This window comes from Bradyrhizobium sp. 199 (assembly GCF_023073355.1).
Taxonomy (GTDB): Bacteria; Pseudomonadota; Alphaproteobacteria; order Rhizobiales; family Xanthobacteraceae; genus Bradyrhizobium.
Window position 1 is genome coordinate 292,604 of record NZ_JADPJI010000005.1, and the last position, 25,643, is coordinate 318,246.

General features: G+C 64.6%; 23 protein-coding genes. 15 read left to right on the forward strand and 8 right to left on the reverse strand.

The window, feature by feature from the left end; genetic code table 11:
• The first annotated feature begins 1 nt into the window (after position 1).
• Both IVB28_RS09705 and IVB28_RS09710 read left to right on the forward strand, forming a co-directional pair.
• On the forward strand, positions 2–1,222 hold the full coding sequence (locus tag IVB28_RS09705) for a glycosyltransferase family 4 protein (protein WP_247525846.1): 1,221 nt from the start codon (positions 2–4) through the stop codon (positions 1,220–1,222).
• Positions 1,219–2,166 carry an NAD-dependent epimerase/dehydratase family protein gene (locus IVB28_RS09710; RefSeq protein WP_247525847.1) on the forward strand — a complete coding sequence of 316 codons (948 nt, stop codon included), beginning with the start codon at positions 1,219–1,221 and terminating at the stop codon, positions 2,164–2,166. The genes IVB28_RS09705 and IVB28_RS09710 overlap by 4 nt, the downstream gene beginning before the upstream one ends.
• On the opposite strand, the gene IVB28_RS09715 is transcribed toward IVB28_RS09710, so the two are convergent.
• Together IVB28_RS09715 and IVB28_RS09720 are read right to left on the reverse strand one after the other, a co-directional pair.
• Positions 2,154–3,122 (reverse strand): glycosyltransferase family 4 protein, encoded by a 969-nt coding sequence (locus IVB28_RS09715; protein ID WP_247528500.1) that lies wholly within the window; start codon positions 3,120–3,122, stop codon positions 2,154–2,156. The two genes, IVB28_RS09710 and IVB28_RS09715, sit on opposite strands and share 13 nt — an antisense overlap.
• Before the next feature lie 47 nt (positions 3,123–3,169).
• Complete coding sequence (locus tag IVB28_RS09720; protein ID WP_247525848.1) at positions 3,170–4,129, reverse strand: lysylphosphatidylglycerol synthase transmembrane domain-containing protein; 960 nt, start codon at positions 4,127–4,129, stop codon at positions 3,170–3,172.
• Between the two features lie 220 nt (positions 4,130–4,349).
• On the opposite strand from IVB28_RS09720, the gene IVB28_RS09725 reads away from it, so the two are divergent.
• The 10 genes from IVB28_RS09725 (at position 4,350) to IVB28_RS09770 (ending at position 16,594) form a co-directional block, all read left to right on the forward strand.
• On the forward strand, positions 4,350–5,339 hold the full coding sequence (locus IVB28_RS09725; RefSeq protein WP_247525849.1) for an NAD-dependent epimerase: 990 nt from the start codon (positions 4,350–4,352) through the stop codon (positions 5,337–5,339).
• Positions 5,340–5,346: 7 nt separating this feature from the next.
• Positions 5,347–6,759 (forward strand): mannose-1-phosphate guanylyltransferase/mannose-6-phosphate isomerase, encoded by a 1,413-nt coding sequence (locus IVB28_RS09730; protein ID WP_247525850.1) that lies wholly within the window; start codon positions 5,347–5,349, stop codon positions 6,757–6,759.
• A 180-nt stretch (positions 6,760–6,939) separates the two neighbouring features.
• A complete protein-coding gene (locus IVB28_RS09735) occupies positions 6,940–7,941 on the forward strand; it encodes a Gfo/Idh/MocA family oxidoreductase (protein WP_247525851.1) in 1,002 nt (333 codons plus the stop codon).
• A 9-nt stretch (positions 7,942–7,950) separates the two neighbouring features.
• Positions 7,951–9,150 (forward strand): DegT/DnrJ/EryC1/StrS family aminotransferase, encoded by a 1,200-nt coding sequence (locus IVB28_RS09740; protein WP_276576210.1) that lies wholly within the window; start codon positions 7,951–7,953, stop codon positions 9,148–9,150.
• Positions 9,151–9,339: 189 nt separating this feature from the next.
• Positions 9,340–10,866, forward strand: coding sequence for a murein biosynthesis integral membrane protein MurJ (gene murJ / locus IVB28_RS09745; protein WP_247525852.1), 1,527 nt, complete (start codon positions 9,340–9,342; stop codon positions 10,864–10,866).
• A gap of 260 nt (positions 10,867–11,126) precedes the next feature.
• Positions 11,127–11,402 (forward strand): DUF1127 domain-containing protein, encoded by a 276-nt coding sequence (locus IVB28_RS09750; protein ID WP_247525853.1) that lies wholly within the window; start codon positions 11,127–11,129, stop codon positions 11,400–11,402.
• Between the two features lie 49 nt (positions 11,403–11,451).
• The gene (locus IVB28_RS09755) at positions 11,452–11,976 is read left to right on the forward strand and encodes a GNAT family N-acetyltransferase (protein WP_247525854.1); all 525 of its coding nucleotides are present in this window, start codon (positions 11,452–11,454) and stop codon (positions 11,974–11,976) included.
• Between the two features lie 160 nt (positions 11,977–12,136).
• The gene (locus IVB28_RS09760; protein WP_247525855.1) at positions 12,137–14,446 is read left to right on the forward strand and encodes a xanthine dehydrogenase family protein molybdopterin-binding subunit; all 2,310 of its coding nucleotides are present in this window, start codon (positions 12,137–12,139) and stop codon (positions 14,444–14,446) included.
• A 153-nt stretch (positions 14,447–14,599) separates the two neighbouring features.
• Entirely contained in the window at positions 14,600–15,046 is a 447-nt protein-coding gene (locus IVB28_RS09765; protein WP_247525856.1) for a cytochrome c, read from the forward strand.
• A 264-nt stretch (positions 15,047–15,310) separates the two neighbouring features.
• The gene (locus tag IVB28_RS09770) at positions 15,311–16,594 is read left to right on the forward strand and encodes a cystathionine gamma-synthase family protein (RefSeq protein WP_247525857.1); all 1,284 of its coding nucleotides are present in this window, start codon (positions 15,311–15,313) and stop codon (positions 16,592–16,594) included.
• Positions 16,595–16,667: 73 nt separating this feature from the next.
• On the opposite strand, the gene IVB28_RS09775 is transcribed toward IVB28_RS09770, so the two are convergent.
• Positions 16,668–17,084 (reverse strand): CHRD domain-containing protein, encoded by a 417-nt coding sequence (locus tag IVB28_RS09775; RefSeq protein ID WP_247525858.1) that lies wholly within the window; start codon positions 17,082–17,084, stop codon positions 16,668–16,670.
• Between the two features lie 156 nt (positions 17,085–17,240).
• Here IVB28_RS09775 and IVB28_RS09780 point away from each other — a divergent pair, with 156 nt between their 5' ends.
• Positions 17,241–18,170 (forward strand): cytochrome c, encoded by a 930-nt coding sequence (locus tag IVB28_RS09780; protein ID WP_247525860.1) that lies wholly within the window; start codon positions 17,241–17,243, stop codon positions 18,168–18,170.
• Between the two features lie 152 nt (positions 18,171–18,322).
• Positions 18,323–19,918, forward strand: a complete 1,596-nt coding sequence (locus IVB28_RS09785) for a nucleotidyltransferase family protein (RefSeq protein WP_247525861.1) — start codon at positions 18,323–18,325, stop codon at positions 19,916–19,918.
• On the opposite strand, the gene IVB28_RS09790 is transcribed toward IVB28_RS09785, so the two are convergent.
• The 5 genes from IVB28_RS09790 to IVB28_RS09810 all read right to left on the reverse strand — a co-directional run bounded on the left by IVB28_RS09790 (position 19,893) and on the right by IVB28_RS09810 (position 24,356).
• The gene (locus tag IVB28_RS09790; RefSeq protein WP_247525862.1) at positions 19,893–20,573 is read right to left on the reverse strand and encodes a glycosyltransferase family A protein; all 681 of its coding nucleotides are present in this window, start codon (positions 20,571–20,573) and stop codon (positions 19,893–19,895) included. The genes IVB28_RS09785 and IVB28_RS09790 overlap by 26 nt on opposite strands.
• 6 nt (positions 20,574–20,579) lie before the next feature.
• Entirely contained in the window at positions 20,580–21,569 is a 990-nt protein-coding gene (locus IVB28_RS09795) for a hypothetical protein (RefSeq protein WP_247525863.1), read from the reverse strand.
• Positions 21,559–21,981 (reverse strand): PqqD family protein, encoded by a 423-nt coding sequence (locus IVB28_RS09800; RefSeq protein ID WP_247525864.1) that lies wholly within the window; start codon positions 21,979–21,981, stop codon positions 21,559–21,561. The genes IVB28_RS09795 and IVB28_RS09800 overlap by 11 nt, the downstream gene beginning before the upstream one ends.
• Before the next feature lie 90 nt (positions 21,982–22,071).
• Positions 22,072–22,317, reverse strand: a complete 246-nt coding sequence (locus IVB28_RS09805; protein ID WP_018317369.1) for an Lrp/AsnC family transcriptional regulator — start codon at positions 22,315–22,317, stop codon at positions 22,072–22,074.
• A gap of 95 nt (positions 22,318–22,412) precedes the next feature.
• On the reverse strand, positions 22,413–24,356 hold the full coding sequence (locus IVB28_RS09810) for a PAS domain-containing sensor histidine kinase (RefSeq protein WP_247525865.1): 1,944 nt from the start codon (positions 24,354–24,356) through the stop codon (positions 22,413–22,415).
• Positions 24,357–24,700: 344 nt separating this feature from the next.
• Between IVB28_RS09810 and thiD the strand changes: the two genes are divergently transcribed.
• Complete coding sequence (thiD, locus tag IVB28_RS09815; protein WP_247525866.1) at positions 24,701–25,501, forward strand: bifunctional hydroxymethylpyrimidine kinase/phosphomethylpyrimidine kinase; 801 nt, start codon at positions 24,701–24,703, stop codon at positions 25,499–25,501.
• Positions 25,502–25,643 lie beyond the last annotated feature (142 nt).

Consider the following 25,643-nt stretch of genomic DNA (forward strand, 5'->3'; position numbering starts at 1 on the left):
CATGCAGCCTTCCGGCAAGATCGTCGTCGCGAGCCAGCATTATCCGCCGGATACCAGCACGACCGCGGCGATCATGGCCGAGATCGCCTGCCGTCTCGCCGCCGGGCACGACGTCGTCGTGCTCTCGGGCTGGCCGGGTGCATTGCCGGCCTCGCAGACCGGCCCGGGCAAGCCGCGCGTCGTCGCAATCGAGAACCGGATGGCAGGCAAGGCGGCGCTGGTGCGGCGCGGAATGTCCGAGCTTCTGTTCGCCGCGCGCACGTTCTTCGCGTTGATCCGGGAGTTGAGGCGAGGGGACGTCGTGCTCACGGTCACCGCGCCGTTCATGCTGCCTTACGCGGTGGCGGCAGCAGCCAGGTTCAAGGGAGCGCGCTCGGCGCTGATCCTGCACGACCTCTTTCCCGACGTGCTGGTGATGGCCGGCCTATTGAAGCCCGGCTCGCTCGTGACGCGGATGATGCGGGCTGCCAACAGCCTGATGTTCCGCGCGCTCAATGCCGTCATCACCATCGGCCGCGACGCGGAGCGGCCGCTGCTGAGCTATTCCGGAATGAGGCGCAACAAGATCCGCTTCATCCCGAACTGGGCGACGCTGGTGCCCGCGCCGCGGCCGGTCACGCCGGATAATCCGTTCCGCAAGGCGATTCCGGCGCGCTTCATCGTCGGCCTGTCGGGCAATCTCGGCTTCACCCATGATCCGGAGGTCGTGTTCGAGGCGGCGCGGCTTCTCAAGCAAGAGGCGGACATTCACTTCCTGCTGTCCGGCTGGGGCATCGGCTTTGATCGGCTGAAGGAGTTGCAGGCGGCGGCGAGCCTGCCCAATGTCTCCTTTGTCGCGCGCGTCGAGGATTCCGAGCTCGAGGCGCTTCTGGCGTCCGCCGATCTCTGGATCATTCCGTACCGGAAGGACGTTGCGGGGGTGTCGGTGCCAAGCCGGTTCTACAATCTGCTGGCGGTCGGCCGTCCCGTCGTGCTGGTGTCCGAGCCGGAGGCCGAGGCCGCCTTGACGGTGGTGGAGAACGGGCTCGGCTGGGTGGTGACGCCGGGCCGTGCCGATCAGCTCGCTGAAGCGATCCGCGCGGCGTCTCGGTCCGACGACGGCGCCATCGCGGCGCGCGCGGTGAAGGCGGCATCGCGATTCGACAGGGCGAGCGCGATGAATGCCTATGCGGCGCTGATCGATGAATTGTTGCGCAACCCGGATCTGTCGGAGCAACGATGAACGAGAAGAAACCGGTCGTGCTGGTGACGGGAGCGAGCGGCTTCGTCGGCCGTCATATCATACCGGCGCTCGCTCGCGGGGGATGGTCGGTCCGCCGCGCGGTCCGCAGCCCGGAGTGTGTCGACGATGAGGTCGTGATCGAAACGATCGGCCCAGAGACCGATTGGCAGGCCGCGCTGGAAGGCGTCGATGCCGTCGTCCATCTCGCCGCGCGCGTGCACCACAAGCACGAGGAGCACGCGGTCCAGCTCTACCGCAACGTCAACATCGCCGGCACGCTGCATTTGGCGCGCTGCGCGGCGACGTCCGGCGTGCGCCAGTTCATCTTCGTCAGCACCGTGCTTGTGCACGGCCGCAGCAACGACGGCCGCGCCCCGTTCAGCGAGAACGATATCCTGACGCCGCGCGGCCTCTACGGCATGTCCAAGGCGGCGGCCGAGGCGGGCTTGAGAACGCTGGCGCGCGACAATGACATGAAGATCTCGGTGATCCGGCCACCGCTGGTCTATGGCGCGGGCGCCAAGGGCAATTTCGCGCTGTTGACGCGCGCGGTCAATCTCGGGCTGCCGCTGCCCTTTGCGGCGATCCGCAACCAACGGGCCTTCCTCGCCGTGCAAAACCTGTCGTCGTTCATCCTGCGCCGGCTCGGTCATCCCGATCCCGCCAGCAATTTCGAGATCTTCCTCGTGGCCGACAAGGAGCAGGTCTCGACACCCGAATTCATCACCCGTCTGGCCGATGCGTCCGGCAAGAACTTGCGGCTGTTTGCCATGCCGCCGGGCTTGCTCAGCACGCTGCTCAGCGTCATGGGCCGGCAGGATACGCATGACAGCCTGATCGGCTCGCTCGAGCTCGATATCTCCAAGGCGATCGCGACCGGTTGGGAGCCGCAGGTCTCCCTCAACGAAGGCTTACGGCTGGCGCTATCGGCTCAGGATGCCTGAGGGCGCGAGAAGCGCTGCAGCACCAAAGCGACCGCGACCGCGCCTGCGAACAGGGACACGATCGTGAGCGTCAGCGATCCGGCGCGAACGGTGACGATGGCAAGCAACGCCAGCACGAGATTGAGCGCGAACACCTCGCCGATCACCCTCTTGACCGTGAACCCGTTGTCGGTTGCACGTTGATAAAAGTGCGTGCGGTGGGCCGACCAGAACGGCTCGCGCCTGATGATACGCCGAAACAGCGTGAGGGTGGAATCCGCAAGGTAATAGGCCGGCAGCAGCAGCGCCGCAGCGGGGTGCCCGTGCCAGGCAAGCTCCAGCAGGCACCAGCCGAGCAACAGGCCGATCGGCAGGCTGCCGACATCGCCCAAGAACACCTTCGCGAGCGGCTTGTTGAACGGTGCAAAGCCGAGCATGGCACCGCACAGGGCCATAGCGAGCCACGTTGCGGACGGAGAGAGGTCGCCATACCATCCGAGCAATCCGAGCGCGGCCGTTACGGGCACCACCTCCGCCACCGTCATGAGGTCGAGCCCGTCCATGAAATTGACAAGGTTCACGAACCAGACGCCGCCGACGAGAAGGAGGATGCGTTCAACGGCGAGCGGCAGGGCTGGAACGATCCGCAGCGCCTCCGATATCGTGAACACGACGGCGGCCACAGCCCCCGCCTGCAACAGCAGCCGAACCACGACCGGCAGTGGCCTGATGTCGTCGACGAGGCCCACCACAGCGATCAGTACGGCGGAGCCGATCAGGGGCAGGGGAATCCAGGCGTAAATCCAGCCCACAAGCAGGGTAGCGGCGACAACCGCGATGCCCGCACCCTGCGGCGTTGGAAGCTTGTGTGATGAGCGTGCGTTCGGACGCGCCAACGCATAGCGTTGCAGCAGCGGCATGCTGCACCAGGTGATGCCGGCGGAGATCAGTGCAGCCAGCCCGGCTGGCGCAAGCATTAGCAGCAACAGTCCGGCCGCAGGGTCCGGACCCGAGACGAGGGTCGTCACTCCGGCACTCCGATCGGAGCCGAGCCTTGCGCGGCCTTCTCCGCGCTGAGGATCCAGACGAGGCCGCCGAACGCGCCGACGATGAAGGACACGGCGCCGAATAGCAGCGACACGTTGACGCCCTCATTGGCGGCAAGTCCGGCGAAGCCGAACGCCAGCCCCATCGTGGCTTCACGCACGCCCCAGCCGGCGATCGAGATCGGCATCATCGTGATCAGCATCACGGGCGGCACCAGCAGAAAGACGTCGCTGAAGCGAACCGGGGCCGCAATCGACTGCACCACGCACCAGGCGATGACGACGGCGAGCACGTGAACGAGCACCGACAGGATCGCGATGATCGGTCCGCGGCTGCGGTTGAAGATCACGCGGTTCGCGATCACCGCACAGGCGTGAAGGTGATGCGTGGCCCACCAGGTCTTCAGCCAGCGCCAGTTCAGCGCGCCGAAGATCAGGAAGCCGAGGCCGCCGGCGAGCGCCAGGAGATCGACGAACAGGAGCGCCGAGCGTCCGTGCGGATCGGTGATCAGGGTGTAGCTCCAGGGCAGGCTCGCGACGATCACGATGGCGAGCGCGATCAAGCCGATGGCGCGGTCGACGAAGATCGAGTAGGTCGCCGCGCGCCAGCCGGCGCCGGCGCGCGCGACGAGCCAGAGCCGGACTGCATCGCCCCCGATCGCCGACGGCAGGGTCTGGTTGAAGAAGGAGCCGATCACGTTGTAGCGCATGGCGCGGCCGAGCTCGAGCGGCGCGCCGCAGACGGCGCTGATCTCGCGCCAGCGCAGCACGCCGACGAAGATCTGCAGGAACGTGATCGCGATCGCCACGCCGATCCAGAACAGGCTGGTCACGGTAAAGCGCGAAAATAGTTCGGATAGATCGACCTTGCGCAGCGCCAGATAGAGCAGCGCCGCGGAAATCAGGATTTTGGCCGTCGACAGCAGGATTCGGCGCATCTCGTCCGCATGAACAGGGTTTGCGAAGATTTGAGGCAACCCGACGCGAGCGCCGAATTCGGCCGCTTTGGTATGGTTTTGGCGCCGATCTTGCAATAGCCCTGCTTGCAATAGCCCTCGTGGAGGGGCGTTATGGAGTGCATGAGGCGAGGCGGGCCCATTGCGACCGTATCGAGGCAGCGGCTAAACAGGATCGGGCGAGGGATCCCCAGGGAACAGGATGACGGATCAGGCGATTTTGGTTACGGGGGCCGCCGGATTCATCGGCTTTCACGTCGCCCGGCAGCTCCTGGGCGAAGGCCGGTCCGTCGTTGGGCTGGACAATCTCAACGCCTATTACGATCCGGCATTGAAGCGGGCGCGTCTGGCGCTGCTGCAGTCCGACTCCCGCTTTTCCTTCGTCGAGGCTGATCTTGCCGACCGCGAGGCGATGGCGGCGCTGTTTGCGCAGCATCGCTTTACAGAGGTCGTGCATCTGGCGGCGCAGGCCGGCGTGCGCTACTCGATCGAGCAGCCGCACGCCTACGCTGATTCCAATCTGCAGGGCTTTCTCAACGTGCTCGAGGGCTGCCGCAACAACGGCTGTCGTCATCTCGTCTACGCCTCGTCATCCTCGGTTTATGGCGCCAACACAAAACTGCCATTTGCGGTTGCGGACCGCACCGACCATCCCGTGAGCTTCTACGCCGCGACCAAGAAGGCGAACGAGGTGATGGCGCAGTCCTACAGCCATCTCTATCGCCTGCCGGTCACGGGGCTGCGCTTCTTTACCATTTACGGCCCGTGGGGTCGGCCCGACATGGCCATGTTTCTGTTCGTGAACGCCATCCTGGCGGGCAAGCCGATCCGGCTCTTTAACCATGGCAAGATGCGTCGCGACTTCACCTATATTGATGATGTGACGCGTGTAGTATCCAGGCTGATCGATCTTGTGCCCGCGGACGATCCGGCTGCCGCAAATGCGCCGTTTAAGGTCTACAATGTCGGCAATCACCGTCCGGAGGAACTGATGCACGTCGTCGGTCTTCTGGAGCGGGAGCTGGGCCGGACGGCGATCAAAGAATTGCTGCCGATGCAGCCGGGAGATGTGCTGGAAACGTTCGCGGATGTCGAGGATTTGATGCGCGACACCGGCTTTGCACCGTCAACGCCGATCGAGCATGGGGTCCACAATTTTGTCACCTGGTATCGGGACTACTTCAAGGTTTGAGATGACGATGGACAAACGCATAATCCCCCTGATCATGTGCGGCGGTGCCGGCACGCGGCTGTGGCCGGCTTCGCGCGAGGTACGGCCCAAGCAGTTTCTGCCGCTGTTCGGCACCCGCTCGACTTTCCAGGACACGCTGCAGCGCGTCTCCGATCCCCAACTGTTCGACCGGCCGATCGTCATCACCAACGCGTCCTATCGCTTCATGGTGCTGGAGCAGCTCGCCGAGATCGGCATCGAGGCCGACGTGATCCTCGAGCCGATGCGGCGCGATTCAGGACCTGCGATCGCCGCGGGCGCGGTGTTCGCGCAGAACCGCGCCAGTGAAGCCATCGTGCTCGCGCTCGCCGCCGATCACGTCGTGCAGGATACTGCCGCTTTCGTTGCTGCCTGCCGCGAGGGTCTTGTGGCCGCGAGCACCGGGCGCATCGTCACTTTCGGCATCAAGCCGGAGCGGCCGGCAACCGAATATGGCTACATCAACCCGGGCGAGGTGATCTCCGGGGAGGTGCATGCGGTCGCGCGCTTCGTCGAGAAGCCGGACGCAGTGAAGGCATCCGACTACGTCAATTCGGGCTATCTCTGGAACAGCGGCAACTTCATGTTCCCGGCCAGCGTGCTGCTCGACGAATACCGCAGGGTTGATGCGGCAAGCGTCGAGGCGGTCAGCAATGCGGTCAACAATGCCGGCCGCGATCTCGGCTTCGTGACGCTGGAGCCCGAGGCGTTCGGCTCGGCGAAGGCGATCTCGATCGATTATGCCGTGATGGAGAAGACCTCACGCGCCGCTGTCGTGCCGGTGTCGTGCGGCTGGTCCGACGTCGGCTCCTGGCACGCGGTGTGGGAGCTCTCCGACAAGGACGCGCAAGGCAATGCCGCGCACGGCGCCGCGGTGTTCGAGGATTCCCGCAACTGCAACGTCACCACCGACCAGGCGCTGGTCGCGCTCGAAGGCGTGGATGATCTCGTCGTGGTCGCCACCGCGGATGCGGTTCTGGTCTCGCGCCAGAAGGATGCCAACGGCCTGAAGCGTCTCGTGACCAAACTGAAGACGGTCGCGCCGAAGGTCACCGAGGAGCATCTCAAGGTACACCGGCCCTGGGGCAGCTATCAGTCCGTCGACAATGGCGAGCGCCACCAGGTCAAACGCATCGTGGTGAAGCCGGGCGGGCGGCTGTCGCTGCAGAAGCACCATCATCGTGCCGAGCACTGGATCGTGGTCCGCGGCGCAGCCCGCGTCACCGTCAACGAGACCGTGAAGACCGTGCACGAGAACGAGTCGATCTACATCCCGATGGGCGCCGTCCACCGGATGGAGAACCCCGGTAAAATCATGCTGGAACTGATCGAGGTCCAGACCGGAAGCTATCTCGGGGAAGACGACATCATCCGGATTGAAGACGACTACCAAAGGTCGTAACCAGCAAACTCCGAATCACGCGACCCGGGCCAAAGAGGCGGCAATTTTCGGCTTAAGGCCCGGGGAACGTGTAACTTTTTGAATCAAATCGTGTCCGGCCCAGCAGGGCGGCATTCGCCACAAGGTGGCGTCCGTGCTAGAAGCGCGCCGGGGATTTGCGTTAAATCGGGGTTTGCTCAAATGAATTCCAAAGGATCTGCACCGGCAAAGGCCGGCTTGCGCGTCGGCGTCATTGGCGCTGGCGTGATGGGCAGCAACCACGCGCGTGTGCTTAGCGGCCTCCCCGGCGTCAGCCTCGTCGGCATCGTCGATCCCTCGCCGGCGCACCGGATGCGCACCACCGAGCTTGCGAGCTGCCAAGGCTTCGAGACGCTGGACCAGCTCGTTGCCGAAGGCGTCGACGCGGTCACCATCGCAGCTCCGACCCATCTGCATCACGAGGTCGCGCTCGCCTGCATCGCCAAGAACATTCACGTCCTGGTCGAAAAGCCGATCGCGTCGACGGTCGCAGAGGGCCGCGAGATCGTCGCCGCCGCGCAAAAGGCCGGCGTGACGCTGATGGTCGGCCATGTCGAGCGCTTCAATCCGGCAGTCGCCGCCGTCAAGCAGGCGATCGCGGGCGAGGATATTCTCTCCATCGCGATCACGCGCGTCGGCCCGTTCCCGCCGCGCATGTCCAATGTCGGCGTCGTCATCGACCTCGCCGTGCACGACATCGATCTGATCCGCTGGTTCACCGAGTCCGACATCGTCGAGGTGCAGCCGCAATTGTCGAGCGCGGTCGCCGAGCGCGAGGACATCGCGCTTTTGCAGTTCCGCACTGCCAACGGCGTGCTCGCGCACATCAACACCAATTGGCTGACGCCGTTCAAGGCGCGCAGCGTCACGGTCGCGACCCGCGGCAAATACGTGATGGGCGATCTGCTCACGCGCCAGGTCACGGAGTGCTTCGGATTCAAGCCCGATGGCAGCTATTCGATGCGGCATCTGCCGGTCGGCCATGACGAGCCGCTCCGCGCCGAGCTCATCGCGTTCCTCAAGGCGGTGCGCAACGGCGAGACGCCGGCGGTCACCGGCGACGAAGGCGTCGCCAGCCTCGAGATCGCCACGCAGTGCCTCGAAACGCCGTCGCAGCCCGCCGCGTCATCCGCCCGCAAGGGTCCGCGCCGCGTTGCCGGCTGATCATTTTCCATGTCGACCAGTCAAGAAGCCGCCAAGAACCAGACCAAGAACCAGACCATGAACCAGCATCTGCGTTCCGAACCCATTCCCTTCATCGACGTCGCCTCGCAGCGCCGCCGGCTCGGCGCTTCGCTGGATGCCGCGGTCAAGCGCGTTCTCGACCATTGCCAGTTCGTCAATGGCCCTGAAGTCGCCGAGCTCGAAAAGCAGCTTGCGACCTATACCGGTGCCAAGCATGTGATCGGCTGCGCCAGCGGCACCGACGCGATCCTGATGGTGATGATGGCCAAGAATGTCGGGCCGGGCGATGCCGTGCTGTGTCCGTCCTTCACCTTCATCGCGACCGCCTCGCCGGTGGCGCGGACCGGCGCGACGCCTGTTTATGTCGACGTCGACGAAGCGACCTTCAACATGAGCCCGGAGTCGCTGAAGCGTGGCATCGCGACGGCCCGGAAAGCAGGCCTCAAACCGGTCGCGGTCATTGCGGTCGATCTGTTCGGCCAGCCCGCCGATCACGACGCCATCGCGGAGATCGCCAAGGACGAGGGCCTGTTCGTGCTCGACGACGCCGCGCAAGGGTTCGGCGCGAGCTACAAGGGCCGCAAGCTCGGCACTTTCGGGCTCGCCACCGCGACCAGCTTCTTCCCGGCAAAGCCGCTCGGCTGCTTCGGCGATGGCGGCGCGATCTTCACCGATGACGACGAGCTCGCGGCCACACTGCGCAGCATCCGCGTGCACGGGCAGGGCGTCGATAAATACGACAACGTCCGCCTCGGCCTGACCGGCCGGCTCGACACCATGCAGGCCGCGGTCCTGATTGAGAAGCTGAAGATTTTCGACGACGAGATCGCCGCCCGCAATAGGGTCGCGGAGCGCTACGCGCGTGGCCTGTCCAACGTCGTCACCGTGCCGCGTCTGGCGCCCGGCAACACCTCGGTCTGGGCGCAGTACACGATCCGCCTGCCTGAGGGCACCGACCGCGACGGCTTCGCTGCCGCGCTGAAGGCCCACGGCGTGCCGACCGCGATCTATTACGGCAAGTCGATGCATCAGCAGACCGCCTACAAGCAGTATCCGGTCGCCGACGGCGGTCTGCCTGCTTGCGAAAGCCTGTCGCGGGACGTCATCAGTCTGCCGATGCACGCCTATTTGACCGAGTCCGATCAGGAGCGCGTGATCGCCGCCGTGCGCGGCGCGCTGGCGGGCTGATTCTTGCTTCACCTCTCCCGCTTGCGGGAGAGGTCGGCGCGTAGCGACGGGTGAGGCTTCTTTCCTCTTGGGGATTGTCCAGTTGTGGAGACACCCTCTCCCCAACCCTCTCCAGCAGGCGGGAGAGGGGGCGCACCTTCCCCGCCGCTTCCACCTAGACCTAATCGCGCCATGCTCTAAAACAGACGCATGCTCGGACGCATCTTCACGGTTGGTGGTTACACGCTGCTCTCGCGGCTGACGGGATTTGCCCGCGACATCATGCTCGCGGCGATCCTCGGCGCCGGCCCGGTGGCCGACGCCTTTTTCGTGGCGCTGCGGCTGCCCAACCACTTCCGCGCGATCTTCGCCGAGGGCGCCTTCAACGCCGCCTGGGTGCCGGCCTATGCGCATGTCCATGGCGAGAAGGGCGAGGCGGCGGCAAAATTATTCGCCGACCGCATCTTCACGCTGCTGCTGGCCTCGCAAGTCCTGCTGCTGATCGTCGCCTGGCTGTTCATGCCGCAGGCCATGAGCATTTTGGCGCCGGGCTTCGGTGAGGATGCCGAGCAGCGGAAGCTCGCGATCGAGCTGACCCGGATCACCTTTCCTTATCTCTTGCTGATCACGCTGGTGACGCTCTATGGCGGCATGCTCAACGTGATGCAGCGCTTTGCCAGCGCCGCGGCGGCGTCGATCTTCCTCAACGTCGCGATGATGATGACGCTGGCGGTTGCCGTCTGGTTTCCGACCGCGGGCCACGCCGCGGCCTGGGGCGTCCTCATCTCGGGCTTCCTGCAATATTTCCTGCTCGCCGGCGATCTCGCGCGACATGGGGGCCTGCCGCGCTTTGCACCCTTGAAGCTCGACGAAGACGTTCGCGGCTTCTTCAGGGCACTGGGCCCAGCGACGCTGGGCTCGATGGGCACGCAGGTCGCGCTGTTCGCCGATACCATCATCGCGACCTTCCTGCCCGCGGGCGCGCTGTCGGCGCTCTATTATGCCGACCGCCTCAACCAGCTGCCGATCGGCGTCATCGGCATCGCCATCGGCACCGTGCTGCTGCCGGAGATGTCGCGGCGGATCACCGCCAACGACCATGACGGCGCGATGAAGGCACAGCGCCGCGCCTTCGATTTCACGCTGCTGTTCTCGATCCCGTTCGTGGCGGCCTTCCTCACCGTGCCCGACGCGATCATGCGCGCGCTGTTCGCCCGCGGTGCGTTCTCCAAGGCCGATGCCGCTGCCGCCGGCGCCACGCTCGCGGCGTACGCCATCGGTCTGATTCCTTTCGTGCTGATCCGCAGCGCGGTCGCGACGTTCTATGCGCGCAAGGATACCGCGACGCCGGTTCGGGCGTCGCTGACCGGCATTGCGGTCAACGTCGCGCTGAAGGTCGCCCTGATGGGATCGCTCGCCCAGATCGGCCTTGCGCTCGCGACCGCCGTCGGCGTCTGGACTAATCTCTTGCTGGTGTTGTTCTTCGCCGTGCGGCGAGGCTTTCTCGTGCTGGACCGTGCCTGGCTGATATCGCTGAGCAAATTCCTGCTGAGCGGAGTCATCCTCGCCGCCACATTCTGGCTGATCGCGCGCTTCGGCGGTCCCGCGCTAAGTGCGATGCGCTTCCACGATGAGTTCACCCTGGCCCTGCTCGCGATCGGCGGCACGATCATCTATGCGCTCGCGATCCTCATCTTGTTCGGCCGCAAGTGGCTGGTTTCGCTGGTGCGCGGCTAGACGAGCCGGGTACTCGCCTCCAGGCTGCAACCAACGTTCTCACATCTCTTGAATTCGCGCGATCGCCGTGCTATCGACAGCACATGACCAAATGCTCGCGCAACGTTATCCGCAACCACATGACCCGCTTCGGCTGGGCCGTGGGAGGAGTCGTGCGCTAGAAGTTCGACGAGGACATCTCTTCCACCAGGCCCCGCCGGCATCGGACGGGGCCTTTTTCATGGCCACGCTCCCTGCCGGCTCAACAGCAGGAGCATCCGATGCCACCCCAACAGACGAACATTTCACCCGCGATTGAGCGCGACGCCGCGGGGCGCGGACTCGACCTCTCCATCGTCCTGAGCCTGCTCAGGGGATACTGGCTTGCGTTTCAGGAGCGGCGGCTGCGCTCACGGATCACCTTGCAGGACCTCAGCGACAGGGAGCTGATGGACATCGGCTTGACGCGGGGCGAGATCGACAGCATCGCGCCTGAACGCGCCATCGACAGGTTAAGAGACAATGCCCGAACTCTGTTGGGCCGTGGTGGGATGTGATGACCACCAATCCCGGTCGACTTCGCTGCGGCGAGGAGAGGAGGCGATCATGATATCGCATGCTGCGCGTGCTCCGGCGGATGTGGACATCCGCCGATTGACGGTCGACGATCTCGAACTCTTTCGCGACATTCGCGCGGAGGCGCTTCGGACGCACCCCCAAACGTTTGGTTCTCGTGAAGAGGATGAGGGCGGAGAGGCGATGCTGGCGGCCTATCGCCATTGGCTGAGTGGCGTAATCCTTGGCGTCTTCGGGCGCGGAAGCCTGATCGGGGTTGCGGGATTCTACGTCTCGCCGGATCGGCGGTCGAGGCACAGGGGCCACATCTTCACGGTTTACGTCAGGGAAGATGGTCGAGGTCAAGGCGCCGGAAATCGCCTCATCAAGGAGCTTCTCGCCCATGCCGAGGCATGCGTCGAGCAGGTCCATCTTGAGGTCCTGCTCGAAGCAACCGCTGCGATCAGGACCTACAGGCGCAATGAGTTCGAAATCTACGGCACGGATCCGGCTGCCGTCCGTATAGGTGATGCCAACTATGATAAATTTCTTATGGTCAGGAAGTTCGGCCGCTGACACGGCTCTGGCATAGTTACGCGGCATCGTTGCTCCAGAACCGCCGAAGGTGACCTCGAATCATCGATATCCATGGAAAAGCCCCACCTAAACCCGTTTGCCTTGCCAGTTTTTCCACGGCAATATGCCGGCAAAACAACCATGAGAACGGGAAGATAAAATGGCGGCTCCCATCAAGTTCGGCGTTGGCCAAAGCGTGCTGCGCAAGGAGGATGACGCGCTCATCCGCGGCAAGGGCCGCTATACCGACGATTACGCGCCGCAGGCTGCGCTGCGCTGCCTGATGCTGCGCTCGCCGCACGCGCATGCCAAATACACCATCGATGTGAGCCGTGCCCGCGGGCTTCCCGGCGTTGCGCTGATCCTCACCGCCGACGACGTGAAGGATCTCGGCAATCTGCCCTGCCTGTTCAATCTCGAGACCGATCCGTTCACCGGCCCGCCTTACCCGATCCTGGCCAAGGACGAGGTGCGCCATGTCGGCGATGCCGTCGCCTTCGTCGTCGCCGAGACCATCGACCAGGCACGCGACGCGATCGAGGCGATCGACGTCAAATGGAGCTCGCTGCCCTCAGTGACCGGCGTCGTCAACGCCGTCAAGAAGGGCGCGCCGCAGGTCTGGCCGGACAAGCCGGGTAACGTGCTGTTCGACGTCTCGATCGGTGACAAGGCGGCGACGGAAGCTGCCTTCGCCAAGGCGCATACGGTCGCCGAAATCTCGATCGTCAACCCGCGCGTGGTCGCGAACTTCATGGAGACGCGCGCAGCGGTCTGCGAATACGACGCTAAGCGTGACCATCTGACGCTGACGGTCGGCAGCCAGGGCAGCCACCGCCTGCGCGATATCCTGTGCCAGAACGTGCTCAACATCCCGACCGACAAGATGCGGGTGATCTGCCCGGACGTCGGCGGCGGGTTCGGCACGAAGCTGTTTCCTTACAGGGAATACGCCCTGATGGCGGTCGCGGCGCGGCAGCTGAAGAAGGCGGTGAAATGGGCGGCCGACCGCACCGAGCATTTTGTGGGCGATGCGCAGGGCCGCGACAACGTCACCACCGCGAAGATGGCGCTGACTGAAGACGGCAAGTTCCTCGCGATGGATTGCGACTTGATGGGCGACATGGGCGCGTATCTTTCGACCTTCGGCCCCTACATTCCCCATGGCGGCGCCGGCATGCTGCCGGGCCTCTACGACATCCAGGCCTTCCATTGCCGGGTGCGCACTATCTTCACCAACAGCGTGCCGGTCGACGCCTATCGCGGCGCGGGGCGCCCCGAGGCGGCCTATGTCATCGAGCGCCTCGTTGACGCCTGCGCGCGCAAACTCGACATGACGCCAGATGCCGTCCGTCGCAAGAACTTCATCCAGCCGAAGGCGCTGCCCTACAAGACCGCGACCGGCAAGGTCTATGACTCCGGCGACTTCGCCGCGCATCTCAAGCGCGCGATGGAGATCGCCGAGTGGAAGGAGTTTCCAAAGCGCGCCAAGGCGGTCAAGAAGGACGGCCTGATCCGCGGGATTGGTCTTGCCAGTTACGTCGAGGTGTGCGGCACCATGGGTGAGGAGACCGCCAATGTGCGGATGGACCCCAACGGCGACATCACCGTCCTGATCGGCACGCAGTCGAGTGGGCAGGGCCACCAGACCGCCTATGCGCAGATCGTCGCCGAGCAGTTCGGCGTTGCGCCCGAGCGCGTGCACATACACCAGGGTGACACCGACATGATCGCAACCGGCCTCGGCACCGGCGGCTCGGCCTCGATCCCGTCAGGCGGCGTCAGCGTCGAGCGGGCCACGCGCGAGCTCGGGCAAAAGCTCAAGGAGATCGCGGCACAGGCGCTCGAGGCCAGCGCCGGCGACCTCGAGATCTCGGAAGGCGTGGTGCGGATCGCCGGTACCGACCGTTCGATCTCGTTCGCCGATCTCGCCAAGCGGCCCGGCGCCGATCCGTCGAAGCTGAATGCCAGCGCGACCTTCGCCAGCGCCGACGGCACCTATCCCAACGGCACGCATGTGGCGGAGGTCGAGATCGATCCGGCCACCGGCATCATCAAGATCGTCAATTACGTGATCGTCGATGATTTCGGCAAGACGCTCAATCCGCTGCTGTTGGCGGGCCAGGTGCATGGGGGCGCCATGCAGGGCATCGGCCAGGCGCTGATGGAGCAGGTGGTCTATGGGCCCAGTGACGGCCAGCTCATCACCGCGACCTTCATGGACTACGCGCTTCCGCGGGCGGCGGACGGGCCGGCCTTCGTGTTCGAGACTGCCAACGTCCCCTGCAAGACCAATCCGATGGGCGTGAAGGGGGCGGGCGAGGCTGGTGCGATCGGCTCCTGTCCGGCCGTCGTCAACGCCATCGTCGACGCCCTCTGGCGCGAATACAAGATCGACCACATCGACATGCCGGCAACGCCCGAGCGGGTGTGGATCGCGATCAACGAGCACCATCGCCGCCACAGCCTGTAATCCAAGCAAATGCGGAACGCGTTTTGCGGCCCAGCCAAATGCTCCGGAGTGCGACGATTTATCGTCGCGCTCTGGATGGAATGAAATATGCCAATCGGGGTTGGTCCAATGTGGGGTCAGCACGATCCTGTGTCAGCGAAAGGGATTTTGCGAATGAAGCGAGTATTGGCTGTTATGGGCGCGCTGCTGCTCGGTATGGGCGCGGTTTGGGCGCAACAGGACTCCCTCAAGGAGGTCCAGACTCTCATGAAGGGCAACGGCAAGAACGCCGGTGCGGTGTCGGCGATGGTCAAGGGCGAGAAACCCTACGACCAGGCCACGGTGGACAGCGCGCTGGCGCAATTCGAAGATACCGCCAAGAAGCTGCCGAACCTTTTTCCGGCCAGCGCCAAGGGCGTGAAGCTCGACGGCGACTACTCGCCCTCGCCGAAGGTCTGGGAGGACAAGGCCGGCTTCGACGCCAAGGTCGCAAGCTTCGCCAAGGTCGTCAGCGAAGCCAAGGGCAAGATCAAGGATCTGGACTCGCTCAAGGCGAACTTCCCGGCGGTCGGCAAGGAATGCGGCGGCTGCCACGAGACGTTCCGTGTGAAGAACGGCTGAGGCGGAGCAAATTCGTAGTCCGGATGGAAGCAAAAGCCGGGTTCTCTCCTGGCTGAAAGTCTGCCCCGGATTTTGCTTGCGTCTTCGCTCTTGAGCTACGGCGGACAAGTCGCTCCATCACGCTAACGGGACTCAAAAAGGGCGGTTGCGAAAGCAGCCGCCTTTTTCTTCGGCCTTGCACCGCGGGAAATTCTGTTCTCAAGGCCTGACGATTTGCCGTCAGAGCAGTTATCTCTGCTCAATCAGGAACCAGCGAGACAGGCCATGGCAAAACCGTTTCCGTCGAAGACGCACATCGGCAATCACATGCTCCATCCCGAGACGCTGATGCTAACCTATGGCTATGATCCGCAGCTGTCGGAAGGCGCCATCAAGCCGCCGGTGTTCCTGACCTCCACCTTCGTATTCAAGACGGCCGATGACGGGCAGGACTTCTTCGATTTCGTCGCCGGCCGGCGCGAGCCGCCGGAAGGGATGGGCGCGGGCCTGGTCTATTCTCGCTTCAATCATCCCAACAGCGAGATCGTGGAGGACCGGCTCTCGATCTACGAGCGCACCGAGAGCTGCGCGCTGTTCTCGTCCGGCATGGCGGCCATCGCGACCACGATCCTCGCCTTCGTTCGGCCCGGCGACGTCATCCTGCACTCCCAGCCGCTCTATGGCGGGACGGAAACGCTGCTGACGAATACGCTTGCTCGTCTATCGATCGGCGCCGTCGGCTTCGCCGACGGGATCGATGAGGCGGCGGTCAAGCAGGCCGCGGAGGAGGCGATGGCCAAAGGCCGTGTATCCATGATCCTGATCGAGACTCCGGCCAATCCGACTAACGGCTTGGTCGACATCGCGATGATCCGCCGTGTCGCCGATTCCATCGGAAAGACGCAAGGCAATACACCGATCATCGCCTGCGACAATACGCTGCTCGGGCCGGTGTTTCAGCGGCCGATCGAACACGGCGCGGACCTTTCGCTGTACTCGCTCACCAAATATGTCGGCGGTCATTCCGATCTGATCGCGGGCGCAGCGCTCGGCTCGAAGGCGATCATGAAGGGCATCAAGGCGCTGCGCGGCGCCATCGGCACCCAGCTCGATCCGCATTCCTGCTGGATGATCAACCGCTCGCTCGAGACGTTGAGCCTGCGCATGGAGAAGGCCAACGACAATGCGCGCCTCGTCGCGGACTTCTTGCGCGATCATCCCAAAGTCGCCAAGGTCCATTACCTCGGTCATCACGAGGAGTCTTCGCCAGCGGGGCGTGCGTTCGCGCGGCAGTGCCTGGGGGCGGGATCCACCTTCTCGTTCGACATCGTCGGCGGCAAGGAGGCAGCCGTGAAATTCCTCAACGCCCTGCAAATCCTCAAGCTGGCGGTGAGTCTCGGCGGCACCGAGTCGCTCGCGAGCCTGCCTGCGACCATGACCCATTCCGGCGTTCCCGCCGACATCCGCCAGAAAATCGGCGTGCTCGATTCCACCATCCGGCTGTCGATCGGCATCGAGAACCCGTCGGACCTGATCGCCGACCTCACGCAGGCGCTGAATGCGGCTTGAGCGCGGCCCGAATCGAAAAGGCCGGACGCCTCCTCCTGCGCCCGGCCTTCCCGCGACGAAGCAGCGCTGAGGCTTACTTCGTGACCTGACCGCGAATCTCGCCGCCCGGATTGGCCGCGGTGTGGATGTTGACGTAGAGCTTGCCGCCGAGCAGATCGGCGGCCTGCGCGTCGGTGAGCGTCGCTTCGCCCTTGACCGGGCTTGAGGTCGCATTCGGGATCGCAACCGCGACCCCGGCGTTCTTGCCGGCCTCGGCAGGCCCATGGAAATGCGCCGCAGTGGCGGGGCCGGAGAGCCCGGAATAGGTAACGGTCCACGACAGCTTCTTGCTGGCGGCATCATAGTCCAGATCGGCGGTTCCGCTGCCGTTGCTGGTGGTTGCCGGCACTTCCGACTTGCCGTCGAGCGTTGCTTTCAGCTTTTCGGCGCTGGCCGGCCCCGCAAAAGCGACGGCGCCGAGCGCTAACACGGCGATGACGGTGTTGTTCATGACATTCTCCCTGCTGAACCCGTTTGGGCTGTCAAACTTCCAACAGCCGGCATTTCAGTTTATTCCCGTCTCCGAACAGGGCCGGCTAAATTCTTCGTGGCTGGAGCCGCGACGACATTGGTTTTAGGGTTCGCCGCGACGAGTGAATGGATCTGCATGTTGCAACGAACAATTCTCGCAGGGCTGCTCGCGCTGGTCGCTGGCACCGGCACCTATTGGTGGCTCAGCGCGCCGCTTGTGGCAGACGCGGGCAATGCGCCGGCCCATGTGGCTAACCTTGCCAACGGCGAGACGATGTTCAATGCCGGGGGCTGTGCGTCCTGCCATGCCACTCCCGACCAGCCCGATCGTGTCAGGCTTGGTGGCGGCGTTGCGATCAAGTCGCCGTTCGGAACGTTCTACGCGCCGAACATCTCTCCCGATCCGAACGACGGCATCGGCAAATGGACAGACGCCGCTTTCGTCAACGCGGTGATGCACGGCGTTTCGCCGGGCGGGCAGCATTATTTTCCTGCCTTTCCCTACACGTCCTATCGGCACGCAAGACGGGAGGACGTGCTCGATCTCTTCGCCTATTTGAAGACGCTTCCGCCTGTGACCGGCAGGGTGCGCGACCATGACATGCGCTTTCCTTTCGATATCCGGCGCAACGTCGGCATCTGGAAATTCCTGTTTCTGGACGACAAGCCGCTCATTGCCGACGGTACGAAGTCGCCGCAATGGAATCGCGGCGCCTATCTCGTCAACAGTTTCGGCCATTGCGCCGAATGCCACAGCCCGCGCAACGCACTTGGCGGCATTATCTCGCAGCAGCGCTTTGCCGGCGGGCCCAATCCGGAAGGCGAGGGCTGGGTGCCCAACATCACCCAGAAGCGCCTCGGCGAGTGGAGCGTGAAGGATATCGCCTATTTCCTCAAGAACGGCGAATTGCCCGACGGCGACAGCGTCGGCGGCGCGATGACGCGTGTGATCAAGAACACCTCGCAATTGTCCGACGAAGACCTCGCAGCGATGGCGGACTATCTCAAATCGCTGCCGCCGGTGGACGGTCCGCCGCGCCCCAAGCGCAAGGAAGCTGGCGGCTGAAGCCCGCCTTTCCCGATTGACAGGGAGGGGTCGCGCCCGGCATCCTTTACTGCCGGTCGAAAATTGGAAGCGCGTGACAATGCAGTGTCGAATCTGTGCGCGATTGGCCGTTTCGACATTGTCCGGCCTGGCGATCGTGACGCGCAGCTGAGATGGCACCCACATCGATCCTGCCGGCGGTGCTGAATCCGCGCTTTCTGATGCTATTCCAGGCTGCGCTCGGTGAGGGCCAGACGGCCATCGATGCCTATCAGGCCTGGCGCGCCTCCGAGCCGCTCGATGCGGCGGATGAGGTCGTCTACCGCACCATGCCGCTGCTCGTCGCCACCGCCGACAGGGCGGGCATCGTTGATGCCGACACGAGCCGGATGCGCGGCGTCGTCAAGCACGTCTGGCTGTCCAACGCGACACGGGTCCGCGACGTCGTCGAGGCCTGCGCGGCGCTGAAGGCGGTCGGCATCGCCGCGCTGCTGATCAAGGGCGGCGCGCTGTTCGCGCGCGATGCGAGCTATATGGCCAAGCGCATGACCGGAGATTACGATCTCCTGGTTCACCGCGTTGACGCGCCGCGCGCGATCGAGGCGCTGCGCCAGGCCTCGTTCCGCAGCCACGGCATGCGGGTGGAGTTGTTTTCCGAGTCCGATTTCGACCGCGACATCCATGCGGTCGCGATGTCGCGGGCCGGCCTCAACCGCGCCATCGACCTGCACTGGCGCGCGCTGTTCTGGCTCGACGACGAGAGCTTTACCCAGGAGCTGTTTCGTACCGCCGAGCCGGCGAGCTTGCTGACGCACGAGGTGCTGATCCCCGGCCTTGCCGAGCATCTGGCGATTGCGGCGATGCGGCCGGAGCCTGCCGACCAGAAGGAGATGGTGTTCCGCGCGATCGAGGTCGTTCACGTCCTCGAAAGCGCCGCGACCAAGGTCGATTGGGATCGCTTTCGCGCCATCGTGACCCGCTACAATGGCAGCCTGTTCGCGGCGCAATTGCTCGACGTCGTCGCGCGGGAGATGCCGAAGCTGGTGCCGGAGGGACTCGTGGAGCAGCTGTGGCGCTACGCACCGCCCGGGAAATCCGCCGAGATCGCCGTCCGCGCCGTGCCGCGGGCGCAGCGCACCGAATGGCAGCAATTTCGGATCGCCTTCTTCACCGCGCTGCGCGCGCAGTTCAAGGTGCCCTTTCGGCGTGTGGACTGGCTGAGGCTGCCGACCGCCGCCGTGGCGGCGTTCGACGCCAGTATCGTGCATTTTCCTCTGTTTCGGAATGCGATCCTGAAGCGGGTCTGGCAGCAGGCCGCAGGCGCGACCCATCCGCTGCGCGGGAAGGACGTCTGGTTCGGGCAGGGCTTCTCGATTCCGGAGGACGAGGGACGGTGGACCGACCATCAGTTCGCCGTCATCGAAGTGCCGATCGAGACGACGGCGCAGGCCCTTGCTGCTGTCGAGCTCGCGGTGGTGCCGTTCCTGCCGCCGGGCGCGGACAGCTTTCGCTTTGCGGCCTATGGCGGGACGGGTGAAGTTTCACGGGTTACCGCTGGGCGTAGCGATCCGATGCCGTTCAAGCTGGCGCTGAAGGCTGCGATCGTCGGTCAAGACCGGCAGAAGATCGTCGTCTCGCTGCGCATGCTTGATACCAAACGGCCGAGGGATATCGGCCATTCGATCGACTATCGCCTGCTCGGGCTGTTCGTGAAATCGGTGTCGATCGACGGCGTGCCGGTCTTCACTCCTGAGGGCGCCGCGCCTTGATGGCTTGGCGCAGCGCCATCAACGTCTGAAGGTTCTGCGCCTCCGTATGGAGGCGGCCGCCATTGCCGAGATGCAGCCGGCGCCGGACGACGACCTCGTCGACATGCGCGAACTTCAGTCCGCTCTGCTTGGCGCGACCGAGCCAGGCGATGAAGAAGGTCGCGGGCAGGCTCTCGTCGAAGGGGCCGATCCGATCCAGCGTGGCGCGGCGGATCAGCATGCATTGCTTGAGCTCGCCCGGCATGATCTCGACCGCCGGCTCGAGGCGCGCGCGATGCGTCTGCGGCACGTCGGGGCTGACGAATTGCTGCACCATGCCGAACGCGGCCTCGATGTCGCTGTCGTGCGCCAGCAGCGACAGCTGCATCGAAAGCTTGTGCGCGGTCCAGAGATCGTCCGCATCGCAGAAGCCGATCAGCTCGCCGCGCGCCGTCGCGACGCCCCTGTTGACGGCGACGGCCTGGCCGCTGTTGGTCTGGCTCAGCGCGACGATATGGTCACCGAAGCGGTCGAGGCTGGCGCGGGTGCCGTCGGTCGAGCCGTCGTCGAGGACGATGACTTCGAAGGGCGGGACCGTCTGGCCGAGCACGCTCTCGATCGCCTCCGCGATGTAGGCCTCGGCGTTGTAGGCGGCGATGATCACGGAGACGCGCATGCGGCCTCAGAGCCGTTCCAGCTGGCGGGTGAAGGCGGCGGGAATCTCCATCGGCGCGGTGCCGGTGTCGGCGAAGAACACCGGTGCGAGGCCCGCGATCCGCGCCACCTTCTCCGCGATCTCGTTCGGCCAGCCCGGCAGCTCATAGGCCGTGGTCGGCAGCAGTGCGCGAAATGCGTCCGACTGCCGCGCCGGCGTGAACTCAAGCGTTGCAGCGCCGCGCCTTCGCGGGATGAAGATCGCGCGCAGCCGGCCACCGCCGATGCGATCGCCGAGATCGGCAAGGCTCAGCTCGTGGCGCGGCTCGCCGTTGAAGTCGGAGACTTCAGTGGTTTCGCCGATGAAGCTCCGAAAGGTCTCGACCAGGGCAGGGCGCAGCCGGGCCGAGCAGAACAGCGGCTCGATCTGGCCGGTCTCGCTGTTGACTGCAATGAAATCATCGCCGGCATAGAGCCAGCCGGCTTTCGCGCAGGCCAGTGCCGCGGTGGTCTTGCCGCTGTGCCCTTCACCGGCGAGCAGCGTGAAACCTGCGCCGCTTCCCACGGCCGCGCCATGGACTGCGCACCAGGGCGTCTCATGCATCATGGCATGGATCAGCGAGATCGCCGGCCGGCTGCGGATCCACGGCGGCGCTTCACCCTGCGGTAGCCACGCGACGCCGCGCTTTGCCGCGAGGTCGACCGCGAACAGCACGGGAATGACAGCCGGCTGCCACACCGAATAGATGCCGTCCTCGATCAACAGGCGCGGCTTCTCGGCGGCTTCCGGCACCAGCGCGGAGAAATCATGGTGATCCGCGGCACTGAAGCACAGGTCGAGATCGATGGTCTCGGGCGTGCACTGGATGTAGGCCGGCAGGAAGGTGCCGGCCAATTCGCGAGAGGAAAACCCGAGGCGCAAGCCGAACGGGCCGCAGCGGGCCTGGGCTTCGATCGGCATGGCCGTGTTGGCGAAGACCGCCGCGATCTCCTGCCGGATGCGTTGGCTAGCCTTCATGAGGCTCGCGCAGCGGCCAGCCTTCCTCGCCGGAATCATGCACGGGATCCATCAGCAACAGCTCCCGTAGATTGTCGAAGCGCTGGAATTCCGGAGTGACGAATGCGCCGGGTAGCACCGGCGCCCAGGTCTCGACGCGCGCATCGGCGGTCCCTTTGGCAATGAGGCCTTCCGCGAGCATGCCGTCGGTGAATGCCTGCACCGCTTGCGCGATGGAGGCCGGATCGTCGCCGGTCGCATCGGCCAAAGCGCGCGAGATCTCCTCAACAGTTCGGTTGGCCTTAAGGCCGAGCCAGATTTGCGCGGCGCTGCCGTCGAGGTTGTAATAGACGCCGTTCTGATAGTTGGCGAGCACCACTTCGCTATCGAATTGCTGGCTGATCAGCAGCGGCACCGTGGTTGTGAGGGCCATGGTTTGTTCGGTACTCGGTTCAATTCCAAAGACGACGCTAACACAGGCCGCGGGCTGCGCAACCGGGGCCGGTTGCGTCAATCCGGGCAGTCAGCTGGCGCCAAACGCCTTGAAGGTGATGATAGTGAGGGTGTCCTGGATGCCCGGCAGCACCTGCACCTTCTCGTTGACGAAATGGCCGATGTCGGTGTCCTTGTCGACGTAGAACTTCACCAGCAGGTCGTATTGGCCGGCCGTGGAGTAGATCTCGGAAGCGATCTCCGCTTCGGCAAGCGCATTGGCGACCGTATAGGACTGGCCGAGTTTGCATTTGATCTGGACGAAAAAAGGAACCATCGCGGGCACTCCGAAAGCGCATCTGGCGGCTAATAGGCCAAAACCGGCACGGTTTAGCAAGCGGACTTGCCGCCCGCCAGATGCCGGTCAGGCATTCAGGACGTCACGACCGCCGCGGCAAATGCATCCCTGAGCCGCTGGGCGAGCTCGATCTTGCGATAGGGCTTGGTCAGCACGATCGCCTGTGCAGGCGCGCGGCCCTGCTCGACCAGGGTCTCCAGTGCGTAGCCGGAAGTGAACAGGACCGGCAGACCGGGACGGATCCGCCGCGCCTGATCGGAGAGCTCCCAGCCATTCATGCCGCCCGGCATCACGATGTCGGTGAACAGCATGTCGATGCCGGGTTCGGTGCGCAGCTGCTGCAAGGCCTCCTTGCCGTTGACCGCGGCGACGACGCGATATCCGAGCGCTTCCACCCTGCGAATGACGGAGGAGCGGACGAACGGATCGTCCTCGGCGATCAGGATCGTCTCGTATCCTCGCGGCGCCGCGTCCTCCCCATCGGACAGGTCGGCCTGTGATTGTCCGGTGTCCGCGCGCGGGAGATAGATTCGGACCGTCGTGCCAAGGCCTGTCTCGCTGTAGATCGAGACATGGCCGCCCGATTGCTTCGCAAAACCATAGACCATGCTCAGACCGAGGCCCGAGCCCTTGCCGACTTCCTTGGTGGTGAAGAACGGCTCGAAGGCGCGTGCGATGACATCTGGTGTCATGCCTTCGCCGCCGTCAGTGATCGAGATCAATGCGTAGCTGCCTGCTGCGACTTCGGGGTGAAGGGCGCGATAGTCGTCATCGATCGCGGTCAGCTCAGTGCTCAGCGTCAAATGTCCTCCTGCCGGCATGGCGTCCTGCGCGTTGAGCGCGAGATTGAGCACGGCGGATTCGAGCTGGGCGCGATCGGCAAACGCCACAATCGTACCGGGGCCGGTGCTTGTCCTGATCTCGATATCTTCACGCAAGGTGCGCTTGAGCAGCTTGAACATGGAATCGAGCAGTCCGCGGCAGTCGATCATCTGAGGCTGCAGCAACTGGCGGCGGCTGAAGGCGAGCAGCCGCTGCGTCAACTCAGCGCCCCGTTCGCCCGACTGGCAGATGTCGTCGGCGAAGCGCCGCAGATCGGGCCGAGCCTTGAGCTGCTCGCTCAGATGCTCGGCATTTCCGACAATGACGGTCAACAGATTGTTGAAGTCGTGCGCGATGCCGCCGGAGAGTTGACCGACCGTCTCCATCTTCTGCGCTTGCTGGAGCTGCTGCTCAGTCAGCTTGCGCGCGGACAGGTCGTGGACGATGCCGACGAAGATCAGTTCGCCATCCTGCCGCGCCTGGCCGACCGACACGTCCATCGGAAAGGTCGACCCGTCCTTGCGCAGGCCAATGGCCTCGCCGGCGGTCGCGAAATGGCTCGCGGGGCTGTCGGGCGCAGCGCTCGCCTCGGGCATCAGCATCCCGACGTTCCGGCCCATCACCTCGTCGGCGGAGTAGCCGAACAAGTGCTCGCAGGCCGGATTGAACAGCAAAATGCGGTCCTGCGCATCCAACAGGATGACGCCGTCCACCGCGGTTTCGACGATTGCGGTGAGGCGCGCCACGCTCTCGCGCATCGCACGCTGCGCGTCCCTGACTTGCTGGAGCAGCAGCGTGGCGTCCCGGGTCTTGATTTCCTCCTCCTCGAGCGCGGCCTGGACCTGCCGCAGCTCGAACGGCGAGGGGATCGTCAGGATCTTCGGCAGCAGCGGCCAGAGTGCGCCCGCCGTGACCACGGATGCCACCGCGGTCGCCGCCTTGACGATGCCCTCGATGCCGTAGACCGGAACCCAGAGCGTGTAGATCGACAGCACATGGGTCAGGCCGCACGCCATGATGAAGATCGCGAATGCCCAGTAGACCCAGCCGAATTTGAGATCGCGCCGCTTGGTGACCAGAATCGCGAGGGCAAACGGGATCGAAAAATAGGCGGCGGCAATGCAGGCGTCGGCAACGACGTGGAGCCAGATCAGCTCAGGCTCCCACAACAGGCAGATGCCGTGAGGCGAAAGCATGGACGAGTCGAGGAGACGTTCAAAAAAGGCCCACATCGTTTCACCCCAAATTCCGTTCCAGGCGGCTTGTGGGCCGGGGCGGCCCGCAGCATCGGTGAATGGTTCCACCACCTGTCGTCTCACTCATCGGCCAAGCGGTTCGCGAGTCTATCAAGGGTCCGGCGCGGTTGCATTTTCAAGCCCGCGCCTTTGCGGGGCGAAGCCCGCAACATCCGCCTGATTCGGCGTGCGCGTCACGATATCGCGAATGACGGTCGATCGCGTCACAGCGGCGCTTGCCGGTGTTCCAAGGTCGCGCTAGGACAGGCCATGGCGATGTCCCTATCCAGCAAACGTGTCCGGCGATGACGACTCCGGTCGCACTCACCATCGCCGGTTCCGATTCGAGCGGCGGCGCCGGCATCCAGGCCGACCTGAAGACTTTTGCCGCGCTCGGCGTCTATGGCGCTTCTGCCATCACGGCACTGACGGCTCAGAACACGCGCGGCGTCACCGGCATTCACGCCGTGCCTGCCGATTTCGTCACCGCGCAGATCGATGCCGTATTTGCCGATCTCGAGGTCGGAGCAGTGAAGATCGGGATGGTGGCCCAGGTCGCCAGCATCGATGCGATCGCGGCGGCGCTTTCGCGCTGGAAGCCGGGACAAGTGGTGCTCGATCCCGTGATGGTGGCGACATCGGGTGACCGCCTGCTGGCGTCCGAAGCCGTCGACGCGCTGCGCACCAGGCTGATGCCGCTGGCGTCCGTGATCACCCCCAATCTGCCGGAAGCCGCGGCTCTGCTCGACGAGCCGATCGCGGCAAGCGAGGCCGAGATCGAAAAGCAGGGCCGGCGCCTGCTGGCGCTCGGCTGCCGCGCGGTCCTGATCAAGGGCGGGCACGGCGAGGGCGCGGACAGCACCGACTATCTCATCGACGCCGACAACACGATCGCGCTCGCCGCGCCCCGCGTTGCGACCCGCAACACCCATGGCACCGGCTGCTCGCTGTCCTCGGCGGTCGCGGCGGGGCTGGCCAAAGGCGAGGATCTGGAAAGCGCGGTGCGCAACGCCAAGGCCTGGATCAGCGCCGCGATTGCAGCCGCCGACCGCTTCAGCGTCGGCCATGGCCATGGTCCGATCCATCATTTCCACAAGTTCTACTGACGAGAGCCGTCGCGGACGCGATTTCGCCTGCGGCCATCCTTCGAGACGCCCGCCGTGGGCGGGCCCTCAGGATGAGGACTGAGCGCGCGGCTGCAACTTCACAGAAACCGATCCTGCTTAGCCTCATCCTGAGGAGACCGAT

Coding starts and splice junctions, on each gene's coding strand:
- IVB28_RS09705 (WP_247525846.1), top strand. CDS start 2: ATGCAGCCTTCCGGCAAGATCGTCGTCGCGAGCCAGCATTATCCGCCG.
- IVB28_RS09710 (WP_247525847.1), top strand. CDS start 1,219: ATGAACGAGAAGAAACCGGTCGTGCTGGTGACGGGAGCGAGCGGCTTC.
- IVB28_RS09715 (WP_247528500.1), bottom strand. CDS start 3,122: ATGCTTGCGCCAGCCGGGCTGGCTGCACTGATCTCCGCCGGCATCACC.
- IVB28_RS09720 (WP_247525848.1), bottom strand. CDS start 4,129: ATGCGCCGAATCCTGCTGTCGACGGCCAAAATCCTGATTTCCGCGGCG.
- IVB28_RS09725 (WP_247525849.1), top strand. CDS start 4,350: ATGACGGATCAGGCGATTTTGGTTACGGGGGCCGCCGGATTCATCGGC.
- IVB28_RS09730 (WP_247525850.1), top strand. CDS start 5,347: ATGGACAAACGCATAATCCCCCTGATCATGTGCGGCGGTGCCGGCACG.
- IVB28_RS09735 (WP_247525851.1), top strand. CDS start 6,940: ATGAATTCCAAAGGATCTGCACCGGCAAAGGCCGGCTTGCGCGTCGGC.
- IVB28_RS09740 (WP_276576210.1), top strand. CDS start 7,951: ATGTCGACCAGTCAAGAAGCCGCCAAGAACCAGACCAAGAACCAGACC.
- murJ (WP_247525852.1), top strand. CDS start 9,340: ATGCTCGGACGCATCTTCACGGTTGGTGGTTACACGCTGCTCTCGCGG.
- IVB28_RS09750 (WP_247525853.1), top strand. CDS start 11,127: ATGCCACCCCAACAGACGAACATTTCACCCGCGATTGAGCGCGACGCC.
- IVB28_RS09755 (WP_247525854.1), top strand. CDS start 11,452: ATGATATCGCATGCTGCGCGTGCTCCGGCGGATGTGGACATCCGCCGA.
- IVB28_RS09760 (WP_247525855.1), top strand. CDS start 12,137: ATGGCGGCTCCCATCAAGTTCGGCGTTGGCCAAAGCGTGCTGCGCAAG.
- IVB28_RS09765 (WP_247525856.1), top strand. CDS start 14,600: ATGAAGCGAGTATTGGCTGTTATGGGCGCGCTGCTGCTCGGTATGGGC.
- IVB28_RS09770 (WP_247525857.1), top strand. CDS start 15,311: ATGGCAAAACCGTTTCCGTCGAAGACGCACATCGGCAATCACATGCTC.
- IVB28_RS09775 (WP_247525858.1), bottom strand. CDS start 17,084: ATGAACAACACCGTCATCGCCGTGTTAGCGCTCGGCGCCGTCGCTTTT.
- IVB28_RS09780 (WP_247525860.1), top strand. CDS start 17,241: ATGTTGCAACGAACAATTCTCGCAGGGCTGCTCGCGCTGGTCGCTGGC.
- IVB28_RS09785 (WP_247525861.1), top strand. CDS start 18,323: ATGGCACCCACATCGATCCTGCCGGCGGTGCTGAATCCGCGCTTTCTG.
- IVB28_RS09790 (WP_247525862.1), bottom strand. CDS start 20,573: ATGCGCGTCTCCGTGATCATCGCCGCCTACAACGCCGAGGCCTACATC.
- IVB28_RS09795 (WP_247525863.1), bottom strand. CDS start 21,569: ATGAAGGCTAGCCAACGCATCCGGCAGGAGATCGCGGCGGTCTTCGCC.
- IVB28_RS09800 (WP_247525864.1), bottom strand. CDS start 21,981: ATGGCCCTCACAACCACGGTGCCGCTGCTGATCAGCCAGCAATTCGAT.
- IVB28_RS09805 (WP_018317369.1), bottom strand. CDS start 22,317: ATGGTTCCTTTTTTCGTCCAGATCAAATGCAAACTCGGCCAGTCCTAT.
- IVB28_RS09810 (WP_247525865.1), bottom strand. CDS start 24,356: ATGCTTTCGCCTCACGGCATCTGCCTGTTGTGGGAGCCTGAGCTGATC.
- thiD (WP_247525866.1), top strand. CDS start 24,701: ATGACGACTCCGGTCGCACTCACCATCGCCGGTTCCGATTCGAGCGGC.